This window comes from Photobacterium sanctipauli (assembly GCF_003026495.1).
In the GTDB taxonomy this organism is placed as follows: domain Bacteria; phylum Pseudomonadota; class Gammaproteobacteria; order Enterobacterales; family Vibrionaceae; genus Photobacterium; species Photobacterium sanctipauli.
Genome location: NZ_PYMA01000002.1, coordinates 547,341 through 564,279, shown reverse-complemented (window position 1 = coordinate 564,279; position 16,939 = coordinate 547,341). Strand labels below are relative to the sequence as shown.

Here is a 16,939-nt window from a genome sequence, read left to right as displayed (position 1 = left end):
GCTGACCCCAGATTTTAGCGAGTAATAGATTTTAGATATTACAATAACAACTACACTAGTTTCCTAGCTTTTGCCGCCCTCTGGGCGGTTTTCTTTTATGTGTCTTCGCTTTACCTTCAATTAATATACATAAGCAACACTTATCAATTGAGCGCTAACACGCTACTATTTATATGGTTTTTAATTAAATCCACCCTCTTTTTGATTCCTTAGCATACGGCTGCCATGAGCTACTTTTATACTTTTCTCGTTTACTTGTTCTACGGGCTTGCCTTCTTCTCCATAGGCTGCGCCATCTTGTTCCGAAATTTTCGCCACAGTAAGCTCGTGATCTCCCATAGCTTATGGACGCTCGCCGCCTTTGGCTTTGCCTATGCCTTCTACGAATGGTCTGAACTCTACATAAACTTGTTTGGCGACCGGATCCGCGAACCCAAATCCACCTTTATCGAGTGGCTTCGGCTCGTTAAGCTCACTATCGCCTTTTCCTTCTTGATGCTGTTCTCATGGATGGTAACCACTGTCTGCTTACCGTCGCTCAAAAAACAAATGCGCTGGCTGCTTATTACGGTAACGGCCATCTATGGCACCATCTTTGCTTATAGCTTTATCATTTATGACTTAGATAAGAACGTCATCGATAAGCTCGAAATCTACGCCAGATACATACTGGCTTTTCCCGCTGCCTTTATCGCTGGCATCAGTCTAGCCAACTATGGTAAGCAGTTAACCGACGATAAGAAAAGTTACGGCTTGTACTTTCGGCTAACAGGCTACGCCTTTGTCACCCTTAGTATTATCAGTGGATTATTTTCCCGGGATAATCAGGTCATTTTTTTTCTGCAGCTTATTGTTGCCTACCTATTATTGATTAGTCTTTATCTGGCACTCAATGTATTCGACAAAGAAAAACAACGCATCATTACATCTCAACTTCGCCAAGCTTATATTTCTGATAAATATAAAGCCATTGGCCAACTGGCTTCCGGTGTCGCACATGAAATAAATAACCCCCTAGCCTCTTCCACTCTTTCTTTAGATATGTTAGAAAATCGCCTATCCGAAAGTAAGCAACTGGAATTAGCAAAGCGAACCCGATTAGGTATAGAGCGTGCATCGACAATCTGTAAGGAATTATTAGTTTATTCACGCACCAGTGAAGAAAAGCCACACCTTGCATATATCGATGCGATTATCCAGTCAGCATTACAATTACTGTCTCATAAAACCAGAGGGTATGTAATAACCGTAAGTTGCGATAAAGAATCAACACTTTTCACTAATCCAATTAAAATCGAAGAGCTCATTATCAACTTATTGAGCAATGCCATTGATGCATCCCCAGTTGGTAATGAAATCAAAATAACAGTAGAAGAGACCGTCATAGACGGTTGTGAGTATGTGAGTATCTCTGTCTGTGACCAAGGTTGTGGCATGGATATCAGCACACAAGAAAAAGCGCTCGAACCCTTCTTTACCACTAAGCCCATTGGTAAGGGCACAGGGCTAGGGTTGGCAATTTGTGCTGAAATTGCCACCGATCATGGTGGAGAGCTTACTATTAACAGTACACCCAATGTTGGTACTACGATTACCGCCAAACTGGCGAAGGAAATGTAATTTATGACAAGCAAAATCCTTGTTGTCGAAGACGATGAAATGCTAAGAGTAAACATTGTCGATATATTAGAAGCCGCAGAATATGAGGTATTTCAAGTTGATAGTGCTGATCAAGCCATCAACCTATGCCAAACGCATATCTTTGAGGTTGCGATACTCGATTACTTATTACCCGGTATGACGGGCACCGAAGCCATCTCAAACCTAAGGCAGTATAATCCCAACTTGTCAGTGATTTTGGTCACAGCCTTTGCCACTGTGGACATTGCTGTTGATGCAATGCAAAAAGGGGCAAATGACTTTATTCCTAAGCCATTCAGCAGCCAAAAACTGTTAATGACGGTGAAACGGTGTATTGCCGAAAAGGCACTGTTACCTGATACCGCAGGCCTAAACATGGACAAAGTTTACTCTACCCTTTCTAACCCAATCCGCCGCGATATCATCAAACACCTAGCTGAACACCCATCATTAAAGTTCATGGAAATCTGCCGTTTAGTTGAGGTCGAAGACCACACTAAACTCAATTTCCACATTCAACAACTGAAAAAGTCTGAGCTTATTGTACAAGGCGATAATCGAGAATATCGACTTTCAAAAGCAGGTGAGCATATTTTCAGGCACCAGATAATTAGATAGGAGCAAGCTAATAAGGCTAGTTGTCTTTTTTCACTTTTACTCCTTTTACTTGCCCTATCTAAGCCAATAAAAATTAGCTATATAATTCTGGTTATCACTTAATTAACAAGTGATAACTGGATTTATATTTTAATGTTTAACCTACTCTACTCTTTCAATATATTTTCATTCAAGCTGTATTATTCATTATTTCATTTCTTTGAACACCGTGGCATTAAATAGATTATTTGTTGTGGTGATTGCTACTGTTTCATATATTCCATCACTCATTCATCGCCGTATCACAGTCCAGCAAGTGAATAATTTCGATATGAAACGTAAACCTGTTTTTTTGCTCTATCTACATTAATGAGTTTGCTCTTGTTGTCTGGTTGTGACAGCCAACAAAATGAAAACGCCCAAGATCCCATTCGACCTGTTAGGACGACGCTAGTGACAACCAGTCCGTCCGACTTTCAGTATCGCTTTGCTGGTACAACCGTGTCAGCTTCCACCATTAACCTCAGCTTCCAAGTTGGGGGCACCCTTGAGTCTTTCCCCGCAAAAGCAGGCTTACCGCTTAAAAACGGCGAACTCATCGCTTCTTTAAACGATGATGACCTACAGCTTGAGCTACAGAAAAATGAAGCCTTGTTAGAGCAAGCCAAAACCAATTCAGTAGCCAGTACCTCTCGCTACGAACGAATGGCAAGCCTTCACAAAAAACAACTTATCTCAGACATGGACTTCGATGTCGCCCAAGCCGAGCATCAAGTGAATATTGCCAAGGTCGACCAAGCACAGCGCGCCGTTGATCTTAGCCGCCAACAAATTAGCTATGCCTCGCTTTACGCCAGAGGGGATCACTGCTCGATTACAGAGACCCATGCGACAGAAAACGAGAACGTGGCATCAGGGCAGCTTATCGCCGTATTAAGTTGTGGTAACAACATGGAAGTAACGGCAAACGTTTCTGAAGCAACGATTGCAGGTCTGTCAATCGGTCAGGATGTCACAGCGATGATAGGCGCTGTCAGCAAAGAATCAATGCCTGCCACCATCAGTGAGATCGGCTTAAGTACTGGCAATACCGGCACCTATTTCGTTACAGCCACTATCAACTCTGAAATCGAGTCTTTGAGGCCAGGCATGGGCGCAGAGCTTCTGATCAATCGTGAAAGGTTGCAATCAAACCAAAACCTCTGGGTACCAATGAATACAGTTAATGAAGAAAATGGCCAACACTTCGTCATGATTTTCGAGCCAGCTCAAGATAGCCAAGGGGGAGTTCAAGGGATAGTGCGAAAAGTCCCAGTGACTATCGGTAAGTTTATTGCCGGATCCATTGAAGTCACCCACGGCTTAAGTGAAGGCCAACAGGTGATCACCGCAGGGCAAAGCCAAGTATACGATGGCCTTGAAGTGACCTCACTTAACGGTGGTGAACACTCATGAACATGACTGCCTTAGCCCTTCACAAGAAGCAGCTAATGGGGCTCATTGTCCTAGCTGCTATTTTATTGGGAATTTCATCATTCTTATCGATACCACAAGCGCAAGACCCAGGTTTTCCAATCAGGACGGCACAGGTAATCACGCCTTTCCCTGGGGCATCGCCTGAGCATGTCGAAGAACTGGTGACCGACAAGCTTGAAAAAGCAATACAAGAAATGCCAGAGCTTGAAAGCGTCAACAGTATTTCAAAGTACGGTGTTTCCATCATTACCGTTGATATCCAAGACAGGTATAAAGATTTACGCCCAATTTGGGACAGCCTTCGCCGCAAAGTCGATGGCGTACAAAACGAGCTCCCAGCCGCTGCTGGGCAATCATCGGTCAATGACGAATATGGCGATGTCTTTGGCATCGTGCTTTCAGTGGTTGCCAACGATCACAGCTATGACGAACTCAAAACCATCGCCGACCAAGTACGAGACGAGTTCTTACGATTACCGCTAGTAGGCAAGGTCGATATCTATGGTGCGCAACAAGAGCGTATCTACATCGAATACGAAAACACCCACCTGCAAGATTTGGGGCTGTCACCCAATTACCTTGCCCAGTTTTTAGCGAATAAAAACGTCATTCTCAGCGGGGGCGAATGGCAAACTGAGCATGAGGTAATGAGTATCGAGCCGAGCGGTAACCTTGAGTCCGTCGAAGCCTTGCAGCGCACCTATGTGCCCTTGCCAAACTCTACCGAAGTGTTGCCGTTGGGTAATATTGCCAACATCTACCGTGGCTACGAATACCCACCACAGTCGATGGTTACCACCAATGGCGATAACAGCCTGACATTGGCGATTGCGATGATCGACGGTGGCAACATTGTAAAGCTGGGTGAGCAAGTCGAAAACCTCATGGCCCAGCTAAACCAGAACTACCCTTGGGGGGTTGATTTCGAAATTATCGCTTATCAACCTGAGCGAGTAGAAAACACCGTCGATAGTTTTGTGAACAACCTACTTCAAGCCATCGCGGTAGTATCAGGCGTCATGCTGATCACCTTGGGGCTTCGCACCGGCTTGATCGTTGCTAGCCTGATCCCCGTTACCATTGCAGCCACGATCGCCATTATGTATTGGCTCGGCATTGGGTTGGATCAGGTCTCGTTAGCTGCCCTAATGATTGCCCTTGGCATGCTGGTGGATAACTCAATTGTGATGGCAGAAAGCATCATGACCCGCATGCAGCGAGGCCAGAAGGCGTATTCTGCCGCGATCGAATCTGCCAACGAGTTAAAGCTATCGCTACTAACATCATCGCTCACGACATCTGCCGCTTTCTTGCCAATTTTCCTTGCTGAATCAACCACAGGGGAATATACCGCACCGTTATTTAAGGTCGTTTCGATTACCCTATTGGCTTCCTGGTTCTTCTCGCTAACCATGATCCCACTGCTTTGTGTGCTGTTCTTGAAAATCAAGCAGGGCAAGCATGAAGACACGGAGAGTGAGAAGCAAGGTAGTGCTCAAAGTGACAAGCAACAGAAAGCCGAGCGAGCCTATGGTCGATTCCTATCCACTATATTGCACTACCGCTACCCGTCGATGGCAGCAGTGCTAGTGGTATTTTCGGTGGCTATTTACAGCTTTCGCTTTATTCCGGTGATCTTCTTTCCGCCTTCCGAGGATCCTACTTTCAAGCTTGAAATCGAGCTACCTGTGGGTTCGCCAATCAGCAAAACCCAAGCCATAACCCAAGAGATCGATAGTTACTTGGAAACCCTCAAGCCAAGCGCTGATAATGAAGAGGGATTGACCAACTGGGCGGCATTCATTGGTAACGGTGGCCCTCGCTATGTGCTTTCTCACACCACTAAGCCTGCGAGCCCCAACTATGCCGTATTTATCCTCAACACCACCAGTGGTGAAGTCGTTGATAAAATGATGGCTAAAATTGACCAGCATGTTTTTGCCCACTTCCCTGATGTCGTCCACAGCACAAGAAAGATCGAAAATGGCGCGGCTATTAAAAACCCGATTGAAGTCAGGATCATGGGAGAAAGTGTCGAGCAGCTCTACGCATTATCAGATAGTGTGAAGCAAAAGCTTGCCAGTATTAACGGTGTCAGGGCCATTAACGATGATTGGGGCAATAAAACCAAGAACCTGTTCGTTAATATCGATGAGGCACAGGCCCAGCGTCTAGGTATCAACAACGCTGATATTGCCCAAGTGATTCAGGCGAGTACAACCGGTATCCAGATATCAGAATATCGCGAGAATGAAGACATCATTCCGATCATGCTCAAAGCTAGCTCCCAGCAATACAATGGCAACGATCTACCAACCAGCATGAACGTACTGACCCATGATCTTAACTCGGTACCGCTGGGCCAAGTTGCTCAAGCAAACCTTGAATGGCAGCCTGCACTGATACCCCGCCGTGACAGGATGAAAACCATCACAGTATCAGCCAGCCTGGCTCCGGATTTAACAGCTGCTGAAGTTAATCAGGCATTGCGTCCTTGGTTGGCACAAGCGCAGCAACAGTGGCCAAATGGCTACCGTTGGGAATTAGGCGGCGTGGCAGAATCATCGGGGACAGCGAACAAGTCAATCTTCGAAAAGCTACCCGTTGCCGGCGTTATTATTTTGGTATTGTTGATGGCACAGTTTAACTGTATTCGCAAAACCACCATTATTTTAATGACAATTCCATTGGGGTTAATTGGCGTTGCCTTTGGTCTCCATGTCGCCCAGTCCTATATTGGCTTCATGACCTTGCTCGGCATCATCTCTTTGGCTGGTATCGTGATTAACAATGCCATCGTGCTTATCGATCGTATCGATATCGAAAAGCAGCTTGGTCATTCGCATTACGACGCCATTGTGGTGGCAGCCAAACAACGTATGCGCCCTATCCTGCTTACCACGGCTACCACCGTTGTGGGGATGATACCGCTTTGGCTGGGCGGTGGCGTGATGTGGGAGCCGATGGCAATCGCCATCATATTCGGATTGCTTGGCGCAACGGTACTCACATTGGGGGTTGTACCTGTTCTATACGCCATCTTGTTCCGGGTAAGAGCAGAGAGTTAAGCACTTCGTTTCCTTGCTTCCTTTATTGCTAAAGAGCATTAACTTTGCGGTTGATGCTCTTTTTGTTTGTGGGAGCCGGTATAAAAATCAGGCAAAAAAAAGCTTCTCTTGCAGCAATCGAACAAGAGAAGCAGAAATCATTAAAAATGATAAGTTTACATTGGTTTTTGAGTGCTTAGTTAAAAGCAAGGCCATTATGGCAAATACCAAAAACCAATCCAGGTAGAAGTGCTCATCACAATAACCGCCCTATATAAGCCATATTAACAACTTTATTAATTACCTAATTTAAACAATGGGTTGAAGCTATGCCAAACAAAAAAGCTCGCAGTCAAACTGCGAGCTTTTATCTAATCGTAATCTCAATCACGAATAATGGTTAGCAACCTTGGTGACTAACTGCTTTTGTTACCCAAGTGTAGCCAGGTTTCTACCACGGTATCTGGGTTTAGCGAGACAGAGTCAATGCCCTGCTCCATCAACCAATCGGCTAAATCATCGTGATCCGATGGGCCCTGGCCACAAATACCCACGTATTTACCCGCTTGGTTTGCCGCCTTGATAGCCATAGAAAGCATGGCTTTCACGGCATCGTTACGCTCATCGAACATATGGGCAATTTCGCCAGAGTCGCGGTCAAGACCAAGAGTCAGCTGGGTCATGTCGTTCGAACCAATCGAGAAACCGTCAAAATACTTGAGGAACTCTTCAGCCAGAATCGCGTTAGATGGCAGCTCGCACATCATGATCACCTTCAAGCCCTTCTCGCCTCGACGTAGGTCGAACTTAGCAAGCAGGTCGATAACCGAAGCCGCTTCGCTCACCGTACGTACAAACGGGATCATGATTTCAACGTTTTTCAGCCCCATACGCTCACGAACACGCTTGATAGCTTCACACTCTAGCGCAAAGCAATCTTGGAACTGAGGAGAGATGTAACGAGACGCCCCACGGAAGCCAAGCATTGGGTTTTCTTCCGTTGGTTCGAAGTTGACACCGCCAATCAGGTTACGGTATTCGTTCGATTTGAAATCTGACATGCGAACAATGACACGCTTAGGCCAGAAGGCTGAGGCCAACGTCGAGATCCCCTCAGTCAGTTTCTCGATGTAGAACTCAACCGGATCACTATAGCCAATAATGCGCTGGTCAATTTCTGCTTTCAGTTCGTCAGACTGCTGATCGTAGTTCAGCAAGGCTTTCGGGTGAATGCCGATCATCTTGTTGATGATGAACTCCAAGCGAGCAAGGCCGACGCCTTCGTTTGGAATACAAGCAAAGTCGAATGCGCGGTCTGGGTTACCCACATTCATCATGACTTTCAGCGGTAGGCTTGGTAGATCATCAACGGCAGAGCGGCGAACTTCAAAATCAAGCTGGCCTTCGTAGATATATCCGGTCTCGCCTTGGGCACATGAAACCGTCACTTCTTGGCCGGTTTTCAGCAGGTCGGTAGCGTTACCACAACCAACCACAGCCGGAATGCCTAGCTCACGGGCAATAATCGCCGCATGACACGTACGTCCACCACGGTTAGTGACAATAGCCGCCGCTTTCTTCATTACCGGCTCCCAATCAGGGTCGGTCATGTCTGCAACCAGCACGTCACCGTTCTGAACCTGATCCATCTGGCTCAAGTCAGATACCACACGCACCACACCGGTACCGATACGCTGGCCGATAGCACGGCCTTCAATAATCGCCTGACCAGAGCCGTTTAGGTGGAATCGCTCCATCACATTGGCATCGTCGCGAGAACGAACGGTTTCAGGGCGTGCCTGTACGATGAATAGCTCACCGGTGATACCGTCTTTCGCCCACTCGATATCCATCGGGCGACCATAGTGCTTTTCGATAATCAACGCTTGCTTGGCAAGTGATTCGATCTCGTCATCCGTTAGCGAGAACTGTTGGCGTTCTTCGGCTGAAGTATCTAGCACTTCCACCTGCGTACCCAGCTCTTTGCCTTCGGCATAAACCATCTTGATTAGCTTAGAACCAATGGTACGGCGCACAACCGCAGGGTTACCCGCTTGCAGCATTGGCTTGTGTACATAAAACTCATCAGGGTTAACGGCACCTTGTACCACCATTTCACCCAAGCCCCAAGACGATGTGATAAATACCACCTGGTCGAAACCAGACTCGGTATCAAGGGTAAACATCACACCTGAAGACGCCTTGTCTGAGCGAACCATACGCTGGATACCCGCCGACAGTGCCACACCTTCATGGTCGAAGCCTTGGTGAACACGGTATGAGATAGCACGGTCGTTAAACAATGACGCAAATACATGCTTCACCGCTTCGATAACCGCATCGATACCACGTACATTCAGGAAAGTTTCTTGCTGACCAGCAAATGAAGCATCAGGTAGGTCTTCTGCTGTAGCCGACGAACGAACCGCCACCGACAGCATATCGTCCCCTTCGCCCAGCTCTTGGTAGCATTCGCGAATGTCTTGTTCAAGATCCTTCGGCAGAGGTGCCTCTAGAATCCAATTCCGGATAGTGTTCCCAGCTTGTTGCAGTGCATTAACGTCCTCCACATCCAACGTTTCAAGCAGTGCATAAATGCGCTCGCTTAGCGAGTTTGCTTTTAAAAACTGATTAAATGCATACGATGTTGTAGCGTAACCATTAGGCACCTTCACCCCAGCGCCAGCCAGATTTGCTACCATCTCCCCCAGTGATGCATTCTTTCCACCCACTTTATCAACGTCATTCATTGACAAAGCATCGTACCAAACAACATTCTGTTGCACGGCGATTCTCCTTTATTGGATTCACAGTTATTAATGGGCAAGCCAATGGGCAATCGTTTGCTAACACACTCAAAAAAAGTGGCTAGCCCTCAAAAACCCTATCAACATCAAGCTATAGCAATATTTGTGAATAAAGCATAGCCACCCTGTTCAGTTATTGTTATAAGTATTAATGCGCTTAGCGTTACAAAAAGATTTTAAAGGTTCAACTTTTTATGCAAACAAATGCCAATTTTCGTGATGTGTTCTACGTTTCTGACGGTACAGCGATAACTTCTGAAACACTTGGCCATGCTGTGCTTGGTCAATTTGACATAGAAATTCAACAAACCACCCTGCCTTTTGTTGAAAGCATTGAACGTGCCAATTTAGTGAAATCGCAAATTGATCGTGCCTATGAAAAGACTGGGGAAAAGCCGTTAGTGTTCTACTCCATCGTGATCCCTGAAGTTAAAGAGATCATCAACAGCGCCCAGGCGAACTTTTACGATGTACTGAATTTGCTTGTCGAGCCGTTGAAAAATGACCTGCAACTTGAGCCACAACCACAGCTACAGCGCTCACACAGTATCGATAAAGACTCCGCCAGTTATCATGACCGTATTGCGGCGATTGAATACACATTGGCGCACGATGATGGCATCTCGCTTAACAACCTTGAACAAGCCGACATCATTTTGCTTGGCGTCTCACGCTGCGGTAAAACACCCACCAGCCTGTATTTAGCGATGCAATTTGGTATTCGTGCCGTCAACTATCCCTTCATTGCCGAAGACATGGCAACCCTAAAGCTACCGAAAGCCATCGAACCTTATCGCTACAAAACCTATGGATTGACGATTGAACCTGAACGCTTGGTTACCATCCGCCATGAGCGCTATGCCAATAGTGAGTACGCCAGTGAGCAGCAATGTGTTGAAGAGTTAAACAAGGTTGAATCCATGTTCCGTCGCGAGGCCATCCCTTACCTCAACACGACGTCATTATCGGTAGAAGAAATCTCTACCCGTTTGCTGGATATGAGCGGACTAAAACGCAGAATGTGCTGATAGCAAGCCCTTCATGTATCAGCCAGCACTTTGCTGGCTGATTAATTTCAATAGCATGACCTTTTTTTTACTTGGCTGATCATCAATTTCACTGTCTCAGATAATATTCTCATATATAAGAGCAATAAAAATCTAACTTTTCAGTCACTTATTAATTTCTTATTTTTCTCCCTATTATTCGTCAAAAAAATATCAATTCTTGCAATATGCTTAATTTGAGCTTCAGAAATTATTATAACGAGGTTCCTAAATGATTAGGCCAGCGCTAACAATTATTGCCTCAATGATGCTATTTGCATGCGGAGGAGGCGACTCAAGCAGTTCAGAACCAACTATTAATTCAATGGACGAGATCGGTGTAAAAAAAATTGGTATCGATTTAGTGAATGTTGCGAATGAGCCTATTGATTTCTTTATTAAGGAGTCATCTGACAATGCTCAATTGTTTGACGAAGGTAATAATGTTGCGACAAATATAAATAATGAAAATAAATATCATGCCATTAGTTGGACATCTGCATCACCAATGGTAATTGATATTGGTATTCAAGATACCAACTCACAATCGATACAAAGCCAAACCACAGAAATAACATTAAATAATAAACAAAAGCTTTGGGCCATAGGCTGGTTAAATGATACCGACCTCACTGTTTCTACAGCGTTAGAGCAAGTGCAGCCCATTGAAGATAAATATTCAATTCAGATATTTAGCACCAATGATACTGAAATTGAATTAAGACGTTTTTCTAGTACATCACAAGTCACATTAGAGAAAGGTACATTTTCTAACCAAATCATTTTGGATAGTTGTAGCGACATTCTCACAATGGGATTTGGTCTAACCAACCAAACTAATGCTTGTGTATTAGGTTTAGATGTAGGGAAAGCATATCTATTGATTATCGATGGGAAAGATCTGTTGTTAGCAGCAGAAGCAGATAATAACTATAAATAAAACAATAAGTGTTGGGAAAAATAAAAACTATAAACTTTTGTGCTTTAACATTAACGCAAGGAAAGCCTACGAATAATAATAGTGTTTGTCAGCCAGTGTTTGCGCTTTGTACTTTGTACAATTTAGGGGGAGAGAATCACTGGATTAGTCATGAATATGACTTTAAGGGTAAACGCACCAGATTGTAGGCAGCGGTGGCAAAAGCCCCGATATTGATAATATCGGGGCTTTCTTTTATTTAGCAGATGCCGCAACTAACTGCTCTTCATCGGATTTTTTTAAGAAAGCGTAAGTCACACCCGTCACAATAGTACCAGCCGCAATTGCAACCAAGTACATCAATACCGGCGTAATCGCATTTGGAATGAAGAGTACAAACAAACCGCCATGTGGTGCCATCAGTTTTGCGCCAAATAGCATTGATAATGCGCCCGTTAATGCACCACCCGCCATACATGCAGGGATAACACGCATTGGATCGCGGGCAGCAAATGGAATCGCACCTTCTGAAATGAAGCACAGGCCAAGAACAAAAGAGGCTTTACCGGCTTCCGCTTCGCTCGCATTAAACTTACGCTTCGCCAAGAAGGTCGCCAAGCCCATGCCCAACGCTGGTACCATACCCGCCGCCATCACGGCTGCCATCGGCGCGTAAGTTTGTGATGCAAGCAGGCCAACACCAAAAGTATATGCCGCTTTGTTTACCGGGCCACCGAGGTCAAAACACATCATACAACCCAGGATAATACCCAGTAGTACTGCGTTTGCGGAACCCATGTTATTCAAGAACTCAGTCAAGCCCGTCATTGCCGCCGAAACTGGGCCACCAACAACGTAAATCATGATCAAACCGGTGATCAGGCTCGATACCAATGGAATGATCAGGATTGGTTTCAACGCTTCCATCGATTGTGGCAAATTCACCTTATCGGCAACCAACTTGGCACTGTAACCAGCCAAGAAACCCGCCACGATACCACCCAAGAAGCCCGCGCCAGTTGAGCTAGCGAGCATGCCGCCAATCAAACCCGGTGCTAGACCTGGACGGTCGGCAATCGAAAACGCGATGAAGCCTGCAAGCACAGGAACCATAAGGGCAAATGCCGAACCACCACCTATGGTCATCAGTGCTGCAGCCAAGGTGCCTTCTTGTTCAAACGCCTTGATACCGAAAACAAAAGACAACGCAATCGACAAACCACCCGCAACAACCAGTGGCAACATATGAGAAACACCTGTCATCAAGTGTTTGTAGGCGCCCGTTTTCTCTTGCTTCTGCTCGGTTTGAGCCGATGAACCAGCCTGATGCTGATACACAGTAGCTGAGCTAAAGGCTTTATCAAACTCTTCAGTGGTTTTCTTCAGTGCTAAGCCAGTACTGGTTTTATATAGCTTTTTACCGTCGAAGCGGGATAGATCAACTTCGATATCAGCAGCAATGATCACCAGGTCAGCAGCGGCAATTTCTTCAGCTGTAAGCTGGTTTTTAGCACCTACCGAGCCACGTGTTTCGACCTTAGCATCGATGCCCTGACGCTTGGCTTCGTCTTCGATTGCTTCTGCGGCCATGAAAGTATGGGCAACACCAGTTGGGCAAGCGGTGATCGCAACAATCTTCTTAACACCACCAGCATCCTGCTCAGCACCTACTGCTGTAACCACACTTGTCACTTCCGTCAGTGTTTCAGCTTGCGCTGTCGCTTGTTGCAAGAAGGCTTTAGGATCGGCTAGGCAAGCATCAATACCTGCTTGGAAAACTTTTTTACCTTTAAAGCGGTGTGTATCAACGGCTGTGCTTGCTGCAATAATAATGCAATCAGCAGCATTAATCGTGTCTTCTGACAGCGGTTTTACTGGCACTACATTTGACTGACATTCGATATCTGCTGACCATTTCAGCTCAGCAGCCGCTTTTTCAATCAGCCCAGCAGCAATAATGCTGTTTGCAATACCACTTGGGCATGCGGTAATAACGGCAATTTTCATTTTTCTACCCTCTAACCTTTAGTTCTTCACGCTTGTGATCTGGACACTTTCTTTGACTTTCAACACGGTATCGATGCTCTCTACACCAACCCCTACTTGACTTACCGCCAAGGCTGAAAGTGCGGTGGCAAAACCCAGTGTCTCTTGCTTATTCCATTGGTTGAGTTCACCCCAACACATCCCGGCGACAAGGGTATCCCCTGCCCCAACGGTACTCACTACGTCCATCTGTGGTGGCTGTGAGCGAAGCCATCCTTCGCTGTTTAGCCACATCACCCCTTCGGCACCTAGCGAAACCACCACGTTAGCAATCTCTTTGGCTGCTAACTGTTCAGCCGCTTCAATCAGTGCTTCATCTGTTTTAAGCGTTTTTCCCGCCCAATCAGACAACTCTTCATCATTCGGTTTCACCAACCAAGGCGAAGCTTCTAAGCCAGCGGTTAACGCTGCCTTACTGCTATCAAACAGTACCTTCTTGCCTTTCTGGTGCAGTGCTGCCACCCATTTTGCACACTGTTGTGATGACAAACCTTGCGGCAAGCTACCTGCCATCACGAACACATCATGGCTGTCGGCCAGCTCAAACAAGGTTTGCTCAAAGCGGGCAATATCGCTGTCATTCACCACAACACCAGGGAAGTTGATGTCGCTTACTTGGCCACTTTCTTCTACCAACTTGACGTTAATGCGGGTTGCACCAGCGACACGCACAAAGGCATCTCTTACCCCGATTTGTTCGAACAATTGGCAGAAACCTGCTTGGTTATCGGCACCCAGTAAACCCGTTACCGTGACATCGGCACCCAGCTCGGCCAACACTTTGGCAACGTTCACACCTTTACCTGCTGGATGAAGTGTGCCCTTGTTTACCAAGCTAACCGAGCCCACATTCAGTGCATTCAGGCTACCCGTTAAGTCGAGCGCCGGATTCAGCGTAATCGTGACTACTTTTGGTTTCATGGCCATTACTTACCCTCGCCCAAACCATTAGCAATAGCGTCACCAATGGCCGCTAATGCCTGCTCTGCATCATCGCCCTGTGCGGTAAACTGCAGCTCATGACCTTGCTTCACACCAAGGCCAATGACTTTCATCAAGCTCTTCGCGTTCACAGTTTTGCCATCGCCATTGAGGTTTGAGACCAAAATGGCCGACTCGAATTTCTTCGCTACACTCACCAGCATTGCGCCTGGACGGGCATGCAAGCCGTGTGGGTTACGGATCTTAAAGACCTCAGTGCTACCTTCGAGTGCTTCCTCTGTTAGTAGCGATACCACCTGATCGGCACTAGCCGTGAACAATTTGTCCGCCTGCTGCTTATAAAGCAGTTGTGCTAGATGATTCATGTTACTTAAATGAGAGCCGTTGCAAGCCGCTACCATCAATAAGCCTTTCACTGGCAAACCATTCTCTTCAAATGGTTGTGCCGGTGTAGCGAAAGCCAATGCCGTTTTGGTCACCCCTTTGGCACTTTTCGCTAACCACAAACCTTGACCTAGGTGGGTTGCGCCGTTGGCAATGGCATCAGCCACACACTCGGTATCGGCTGCACCGTAGTTTTTGATCAGGCCAGCAGCGACAGCGGTCAGTTGAATGGCATCTGTTGCCGGAAATTGCAGCTGAACCAGTGATTCATTGAAATCAGCTTCTAGCTGAGCTTCACCATTTAAGATGGCAATCAGTTCGTCGGCACTTGTGCTTGCTTTCAGCTTGTCTTCAACCCCATCAGCCGAAAGCACTTTGGTCAGCTGCTTTAAAATGCCTAAATGCTCATCGGATTTCGCGGCAATACCAATCGCTAGGTAAGCCGTTTTACCGTCGCCCCAGCTTACCCCTTGCGGGAAATGGTGCACTCGAACGCCAGTTTTCTTCACCAAGCTGCGGGTATCCGTTGTACCGTGTGGAATCGCAATACCGTTACCAAGAAAGGTTGAGTTTTGTGCTTCGCGATTAAGCATGCCGTTGACATAACCTGTCTCGACTAGCCCCTGCTGTTCAAGGCCCGCTGCAATGGCCTTAATGGCTTCTTGTTTGTCGGTTGCAGCTTGCTGTAGCTGAATATCATTCGCTGATAATGACAACATGGATTCACTCCGCTTCTATAAGTCGTGTAGCTAGGTTGTACTACCCAGTGTTCATTCTAGATGATGCTGAACGTCGTGCTGAACCCTATGCCGAGCAATACTGAATCGATTCAGCAATATCATCAATAAAAGGTTTCAGCATAGAAATTTTCAACTTTTGATTCTTTGCTGAAACCATTCAGCTGACATGCTGAATGGTTTCAGCTAATATTGCAATTGTTCATTGGAAGATCATTTGCGAATATATGATCAAGCGCACAGATTGGTTTTTTCCGCCACACGATTAGGACGTGGTTTAACAACAAGAAGTCAGAATGAAACTAGATGAGATCGCAAAGCTTGCCGGCGTATCACGCACCACCGCCAGCTACGTCATTAATGGCAAGGCAAAACAGTACCGGATCAGTGAAAAAACCCAGCAGAAAGTCATGGCTGTGGTTGATGAACATAATTTTCGTCCAGATCATGCCGCCACGTCGCTACGGGCCGGTAGCAGCCGATCATTCGGTTTGATCATTCCCGATCTCGAAAACAGCAGTTATGCAAAGCTTGCCAAGTTGCTTGAAAGCAACGTACGAAAAGCAGGATACCAACTCATCATTACCTGTTCTGACGATAACCCCGAAACGGAAATGAAAGTGGCGCAATTGCTGCTTGGCCGCCGTATCGATGCCCTTCTTGTTGCCAGCGCCCTTCCGGCCGACAATGGTTTTTATAAGCAAATTCAGGCCAGCGGTGTTCCCGTTATCGCCCTTGACCGCGCGTTAGACGATGAAACATTTGCCTCGGTGATCAGTGAGGATCTCGACGGTGCTTTTGCTTTAACAGAAAGCTTACTTGCCCAAAATATCCAAAGCATTGGACTAGTTGGCGCGGTACCCGAACTGGGCGTATCGAAAGAACGTGAACAAGGCTTTCTATCGGCCATTCGAGCCCATAGTACACGCCACCCAGGTACTCATATCGACAGCACCATTGCCAATGGTGAGCACTTCAGCCAACTAGAAGGCCAGAAACTGGTACAAAGCTGGATCGACAAGGGCACCATGCCAGATGCCATACTGGCAACCTCTTATACCCTGTTTGAAGGGATACTCGATTGCTTATTAGCCAACCCGGATTTAATGGGCAAAACCCAACTTGCGACCTTTGGTGACAATCGGCTGCTTGATTTTCTGCCAATCAAAATCCAATCCCTGCCCCAGCAATTTGAACTGATTGCTGATAACGCACTGGAGTTGACACTGAATGCGATCGCTGGAAGGTATCGTGCAGGGGTCGAGGTGGTGCCGAGGAAGATCAAAAGGCGTTGATA

11 protein-coding genes are annotated in these 16,939 nt (G+C 46.4%); 7 read left to right on the top strand and 4 right to left on the bottom strand.

The window, feature by feature from the left end; all coding sequences use genetic code 11:
• Positions 1 to 225: 225 nt before the first annotated feature.
• From C9I98_RS05655 to C9I98_RS05640, 4 genes are all read left to right on the top strand, one after another.
• A complete protein-coding gene (locus C9I98_RS05655) occupies positions 226 to 1,620 on the top strand; it encodes a sensor histidine kinase (RefSeq protein WP_036826416.1) in 1,395 nt (464 codons plus the stop codon).
• A gap of 3 nt (positions 1,621 to 1,623) precedes the next feature.
• Positions 1,624 to 2,259 carry a response regulator gene (locus C9I98_RS05650; protein ID WP_036826418.1) on the top strand — a complete coding sequence of 212 codons (636 nt, stop codon included), beginning with the start codon at positions 1,624 to 1,626 and terminating at the stop codon, positions 2,257 to 2,259.
• A gap of 432 nt (positions 2,260 to 2,691) precedes the next feature.
• Positions 2,692 to 3,693 (top strand): efflux RND transporter periplasmic adaptor subunit, encoded by a 1,002-nt coding sequence (locus C9I98_RS05645; protein WP_036819282.1) that lies wholly within the window; start codon positions 2,692 to 2,694, stop codon positions 3,691 to 3,693.
• Positions 3,690 to 6,782, top strand: a complete 3,093-nt coding sequence (locus tag C9I98_RS05640) for an efflux RND transporter permease subunit (protein ID WP_036819284.1) — start codon at positions 3,690 to 3,692, stop codon at positions 6,780 to 6,782. The genes C9I98_RS05645 and C9I98_RS05640 overlap by 4 nt, the downstream gene beginning before the upstream one ends.
• Positions 6,783 to 7,177: 395 nt before the next feature.
• On the opposite strand, the gene ppsA is transcribed toward C9I98_RS05640, so the two are convergent.
• Entirely contained in the window at positions 7,178 to 9,547 is a 2,370-nt protein-coding gene (gene ppsA, locus C9I98_RS05635) for a phosphoenolpyruvate synthase (RefSeq protein ID WP_036825330.1), read from the bottom strand.
• 215 nt (positions 9,548 to 9,762) lie between these two features.
• On the opposite strand from ppsA, the gene ppsR reads away from it, so the two are divergent.
• Positions 9,763 to 10,596: a posphoenolpyruvate synthetase regulatory kinase/phosphorylase PpsR gene (gene ppsR / locus C9I98_RS05630; RefSeq protein WP_036828460.1), complete on the top strand. Its 834-nt coding sequence runs from the start codon at positions 9,763 to 9,765 to the stop codon at positions 10,594 to 10,596.
• 250 nt (positions 10,597 to 10,846) lie between these two features.
• The gene (locus tag C9I98_RS05625) at positions 10,847 to 11,554 is read left to right on the top strand and encodes a hypothetical protein (protein WP_146153856.1); all 708 of its coding nucleotides are present in this window, start codon (positions 10,847 to 10,849) and stop codon (positions 11,552 to 11,554) included.
• 234 nt (positions 11,555 to 11,788) lie between these two features.
• On the opposite strand, the gene fruA is transcribed toward C9I98_RS05625, so the two are convergent.
• The 3 genes from fruA to fruB are packed head-to-tail and all read right to left on the bottom strand — an operon-like array spanning position 11,789 to position 15,624.
• Complete coding sequence (gene fruA, locus C9I98_RS05620) at positions 11,789 to 13,540, bottom strand: PTS fructose transporter subunit IIBC (RefSeq protein WP_107271687.1); 1,752 nt, start codon at positions 13,538 to 13,540, stop codon at positions 11,789 to 11,791.
• A gap of 18 nt (positions 13,541 to 13,558) precedes the next feature.
• Complete coding sequence (gene pfkB / locus C9I98_RS05615) at positions 13,559 to 14,500, bottom strand: 1-phosphofructokinase (RefSeq protein WP_420848073.1); 942 nt, start codon at positions 14,498 to 14,500, stop codon at positions 13,559 to 13,561.
• Between the two features lie 5 nt (positions 14,501 to 14,505).
• Positions 14,506 to 15,624 (bottom strand): fused PTS fructose transporter subunit IIA/HPr protein, encoded by a 1,119-nt coding sequence (gene fruB, locus C9I98_RS05610; protein ID WP_036817890.1) that lies wholly within the window; start codon positions 15,622 to 15,624, stop codon positions 14,506 to 14,508.
• Positions 15,625 to 15,938: 314 nt separating this feature from the next.
• Between fruB and cra the strand changes: the two genes are divergently transcribed.
• A complete protein-coding gene (gene cra, locus C9I98_RS05605) occupies positions 15,939 to 16,937 on the top strand; it encodes a catabolite repressor/activator (protein WP_036817892.1) in 999 nt (332 codons plus the stop codon).
• The last annotated feature ends 2 nt before the right edge of the window (positions 16,938 to 16,939 follow it).

Bases quoted from the DNA above. Each gene is read 5' to 3' on its own strand.
- C9I98_RS05655 (WP_036826416.1), top strand. From the start codon at position 226: ATGAGCTACTTTTATACTTTTCTCGTTTACTTGTTCTACGGGCTTGCC.
- C9I98_RS05650 (WP_036826418.1), top strand. From the start codon at position 1,624: ATGACAAGCAAAATCCTTGTTGTCGAAGACGATGAAATGCTAAGAGTA.
- C9I98_RS05640 (WP_036819284.1), top strand. From the start codon at position 3,690: ATGAACATGACTGCCTTAGCCCTTCACAAGAAGCAGCTAATGGGGCTC.
- ppsR (WP_036828460.1), top strand. From the start codon at position 9,763: ATGCAAACAAATGCCAATTTTCGTGATGTGTTCTACGTTTCTGACGGT.
- C9I98_RS05625 (WP_146153856.1), top strand. From the start codon at position 10,847: ATGATTAGGCCAGCGCTAACAATTATTGCCTCAATGATGCTATTTGCA.
- fruA (WP_107271687.1), bottom strand. From the start codon at position 13,540: ATGAAAATTGCCGTTATTACCGCATGCCCAAGTGGTATTGCAAACAGC.
- pfkB (WP_420848073.1), bottom strand. From the start codon at position 14,500: ATGAAACCAAAAGTAGTCACGATTACGCTGAATCCGGCGCTCGACTTA.
- fruB (WP_036817890.1), bottom strand. From the start codon at position 15,624: ATGTTGTCATTATCAGCGAATGATATTCAGCTACAGCAAGCTGCAACC.
- cra (WP_036817892.1), top strand. From the start codon at position 15,939: ATGAAACTAGATGAGATCGCAAAGCTTGCCGGCGTATCACGCACCACC.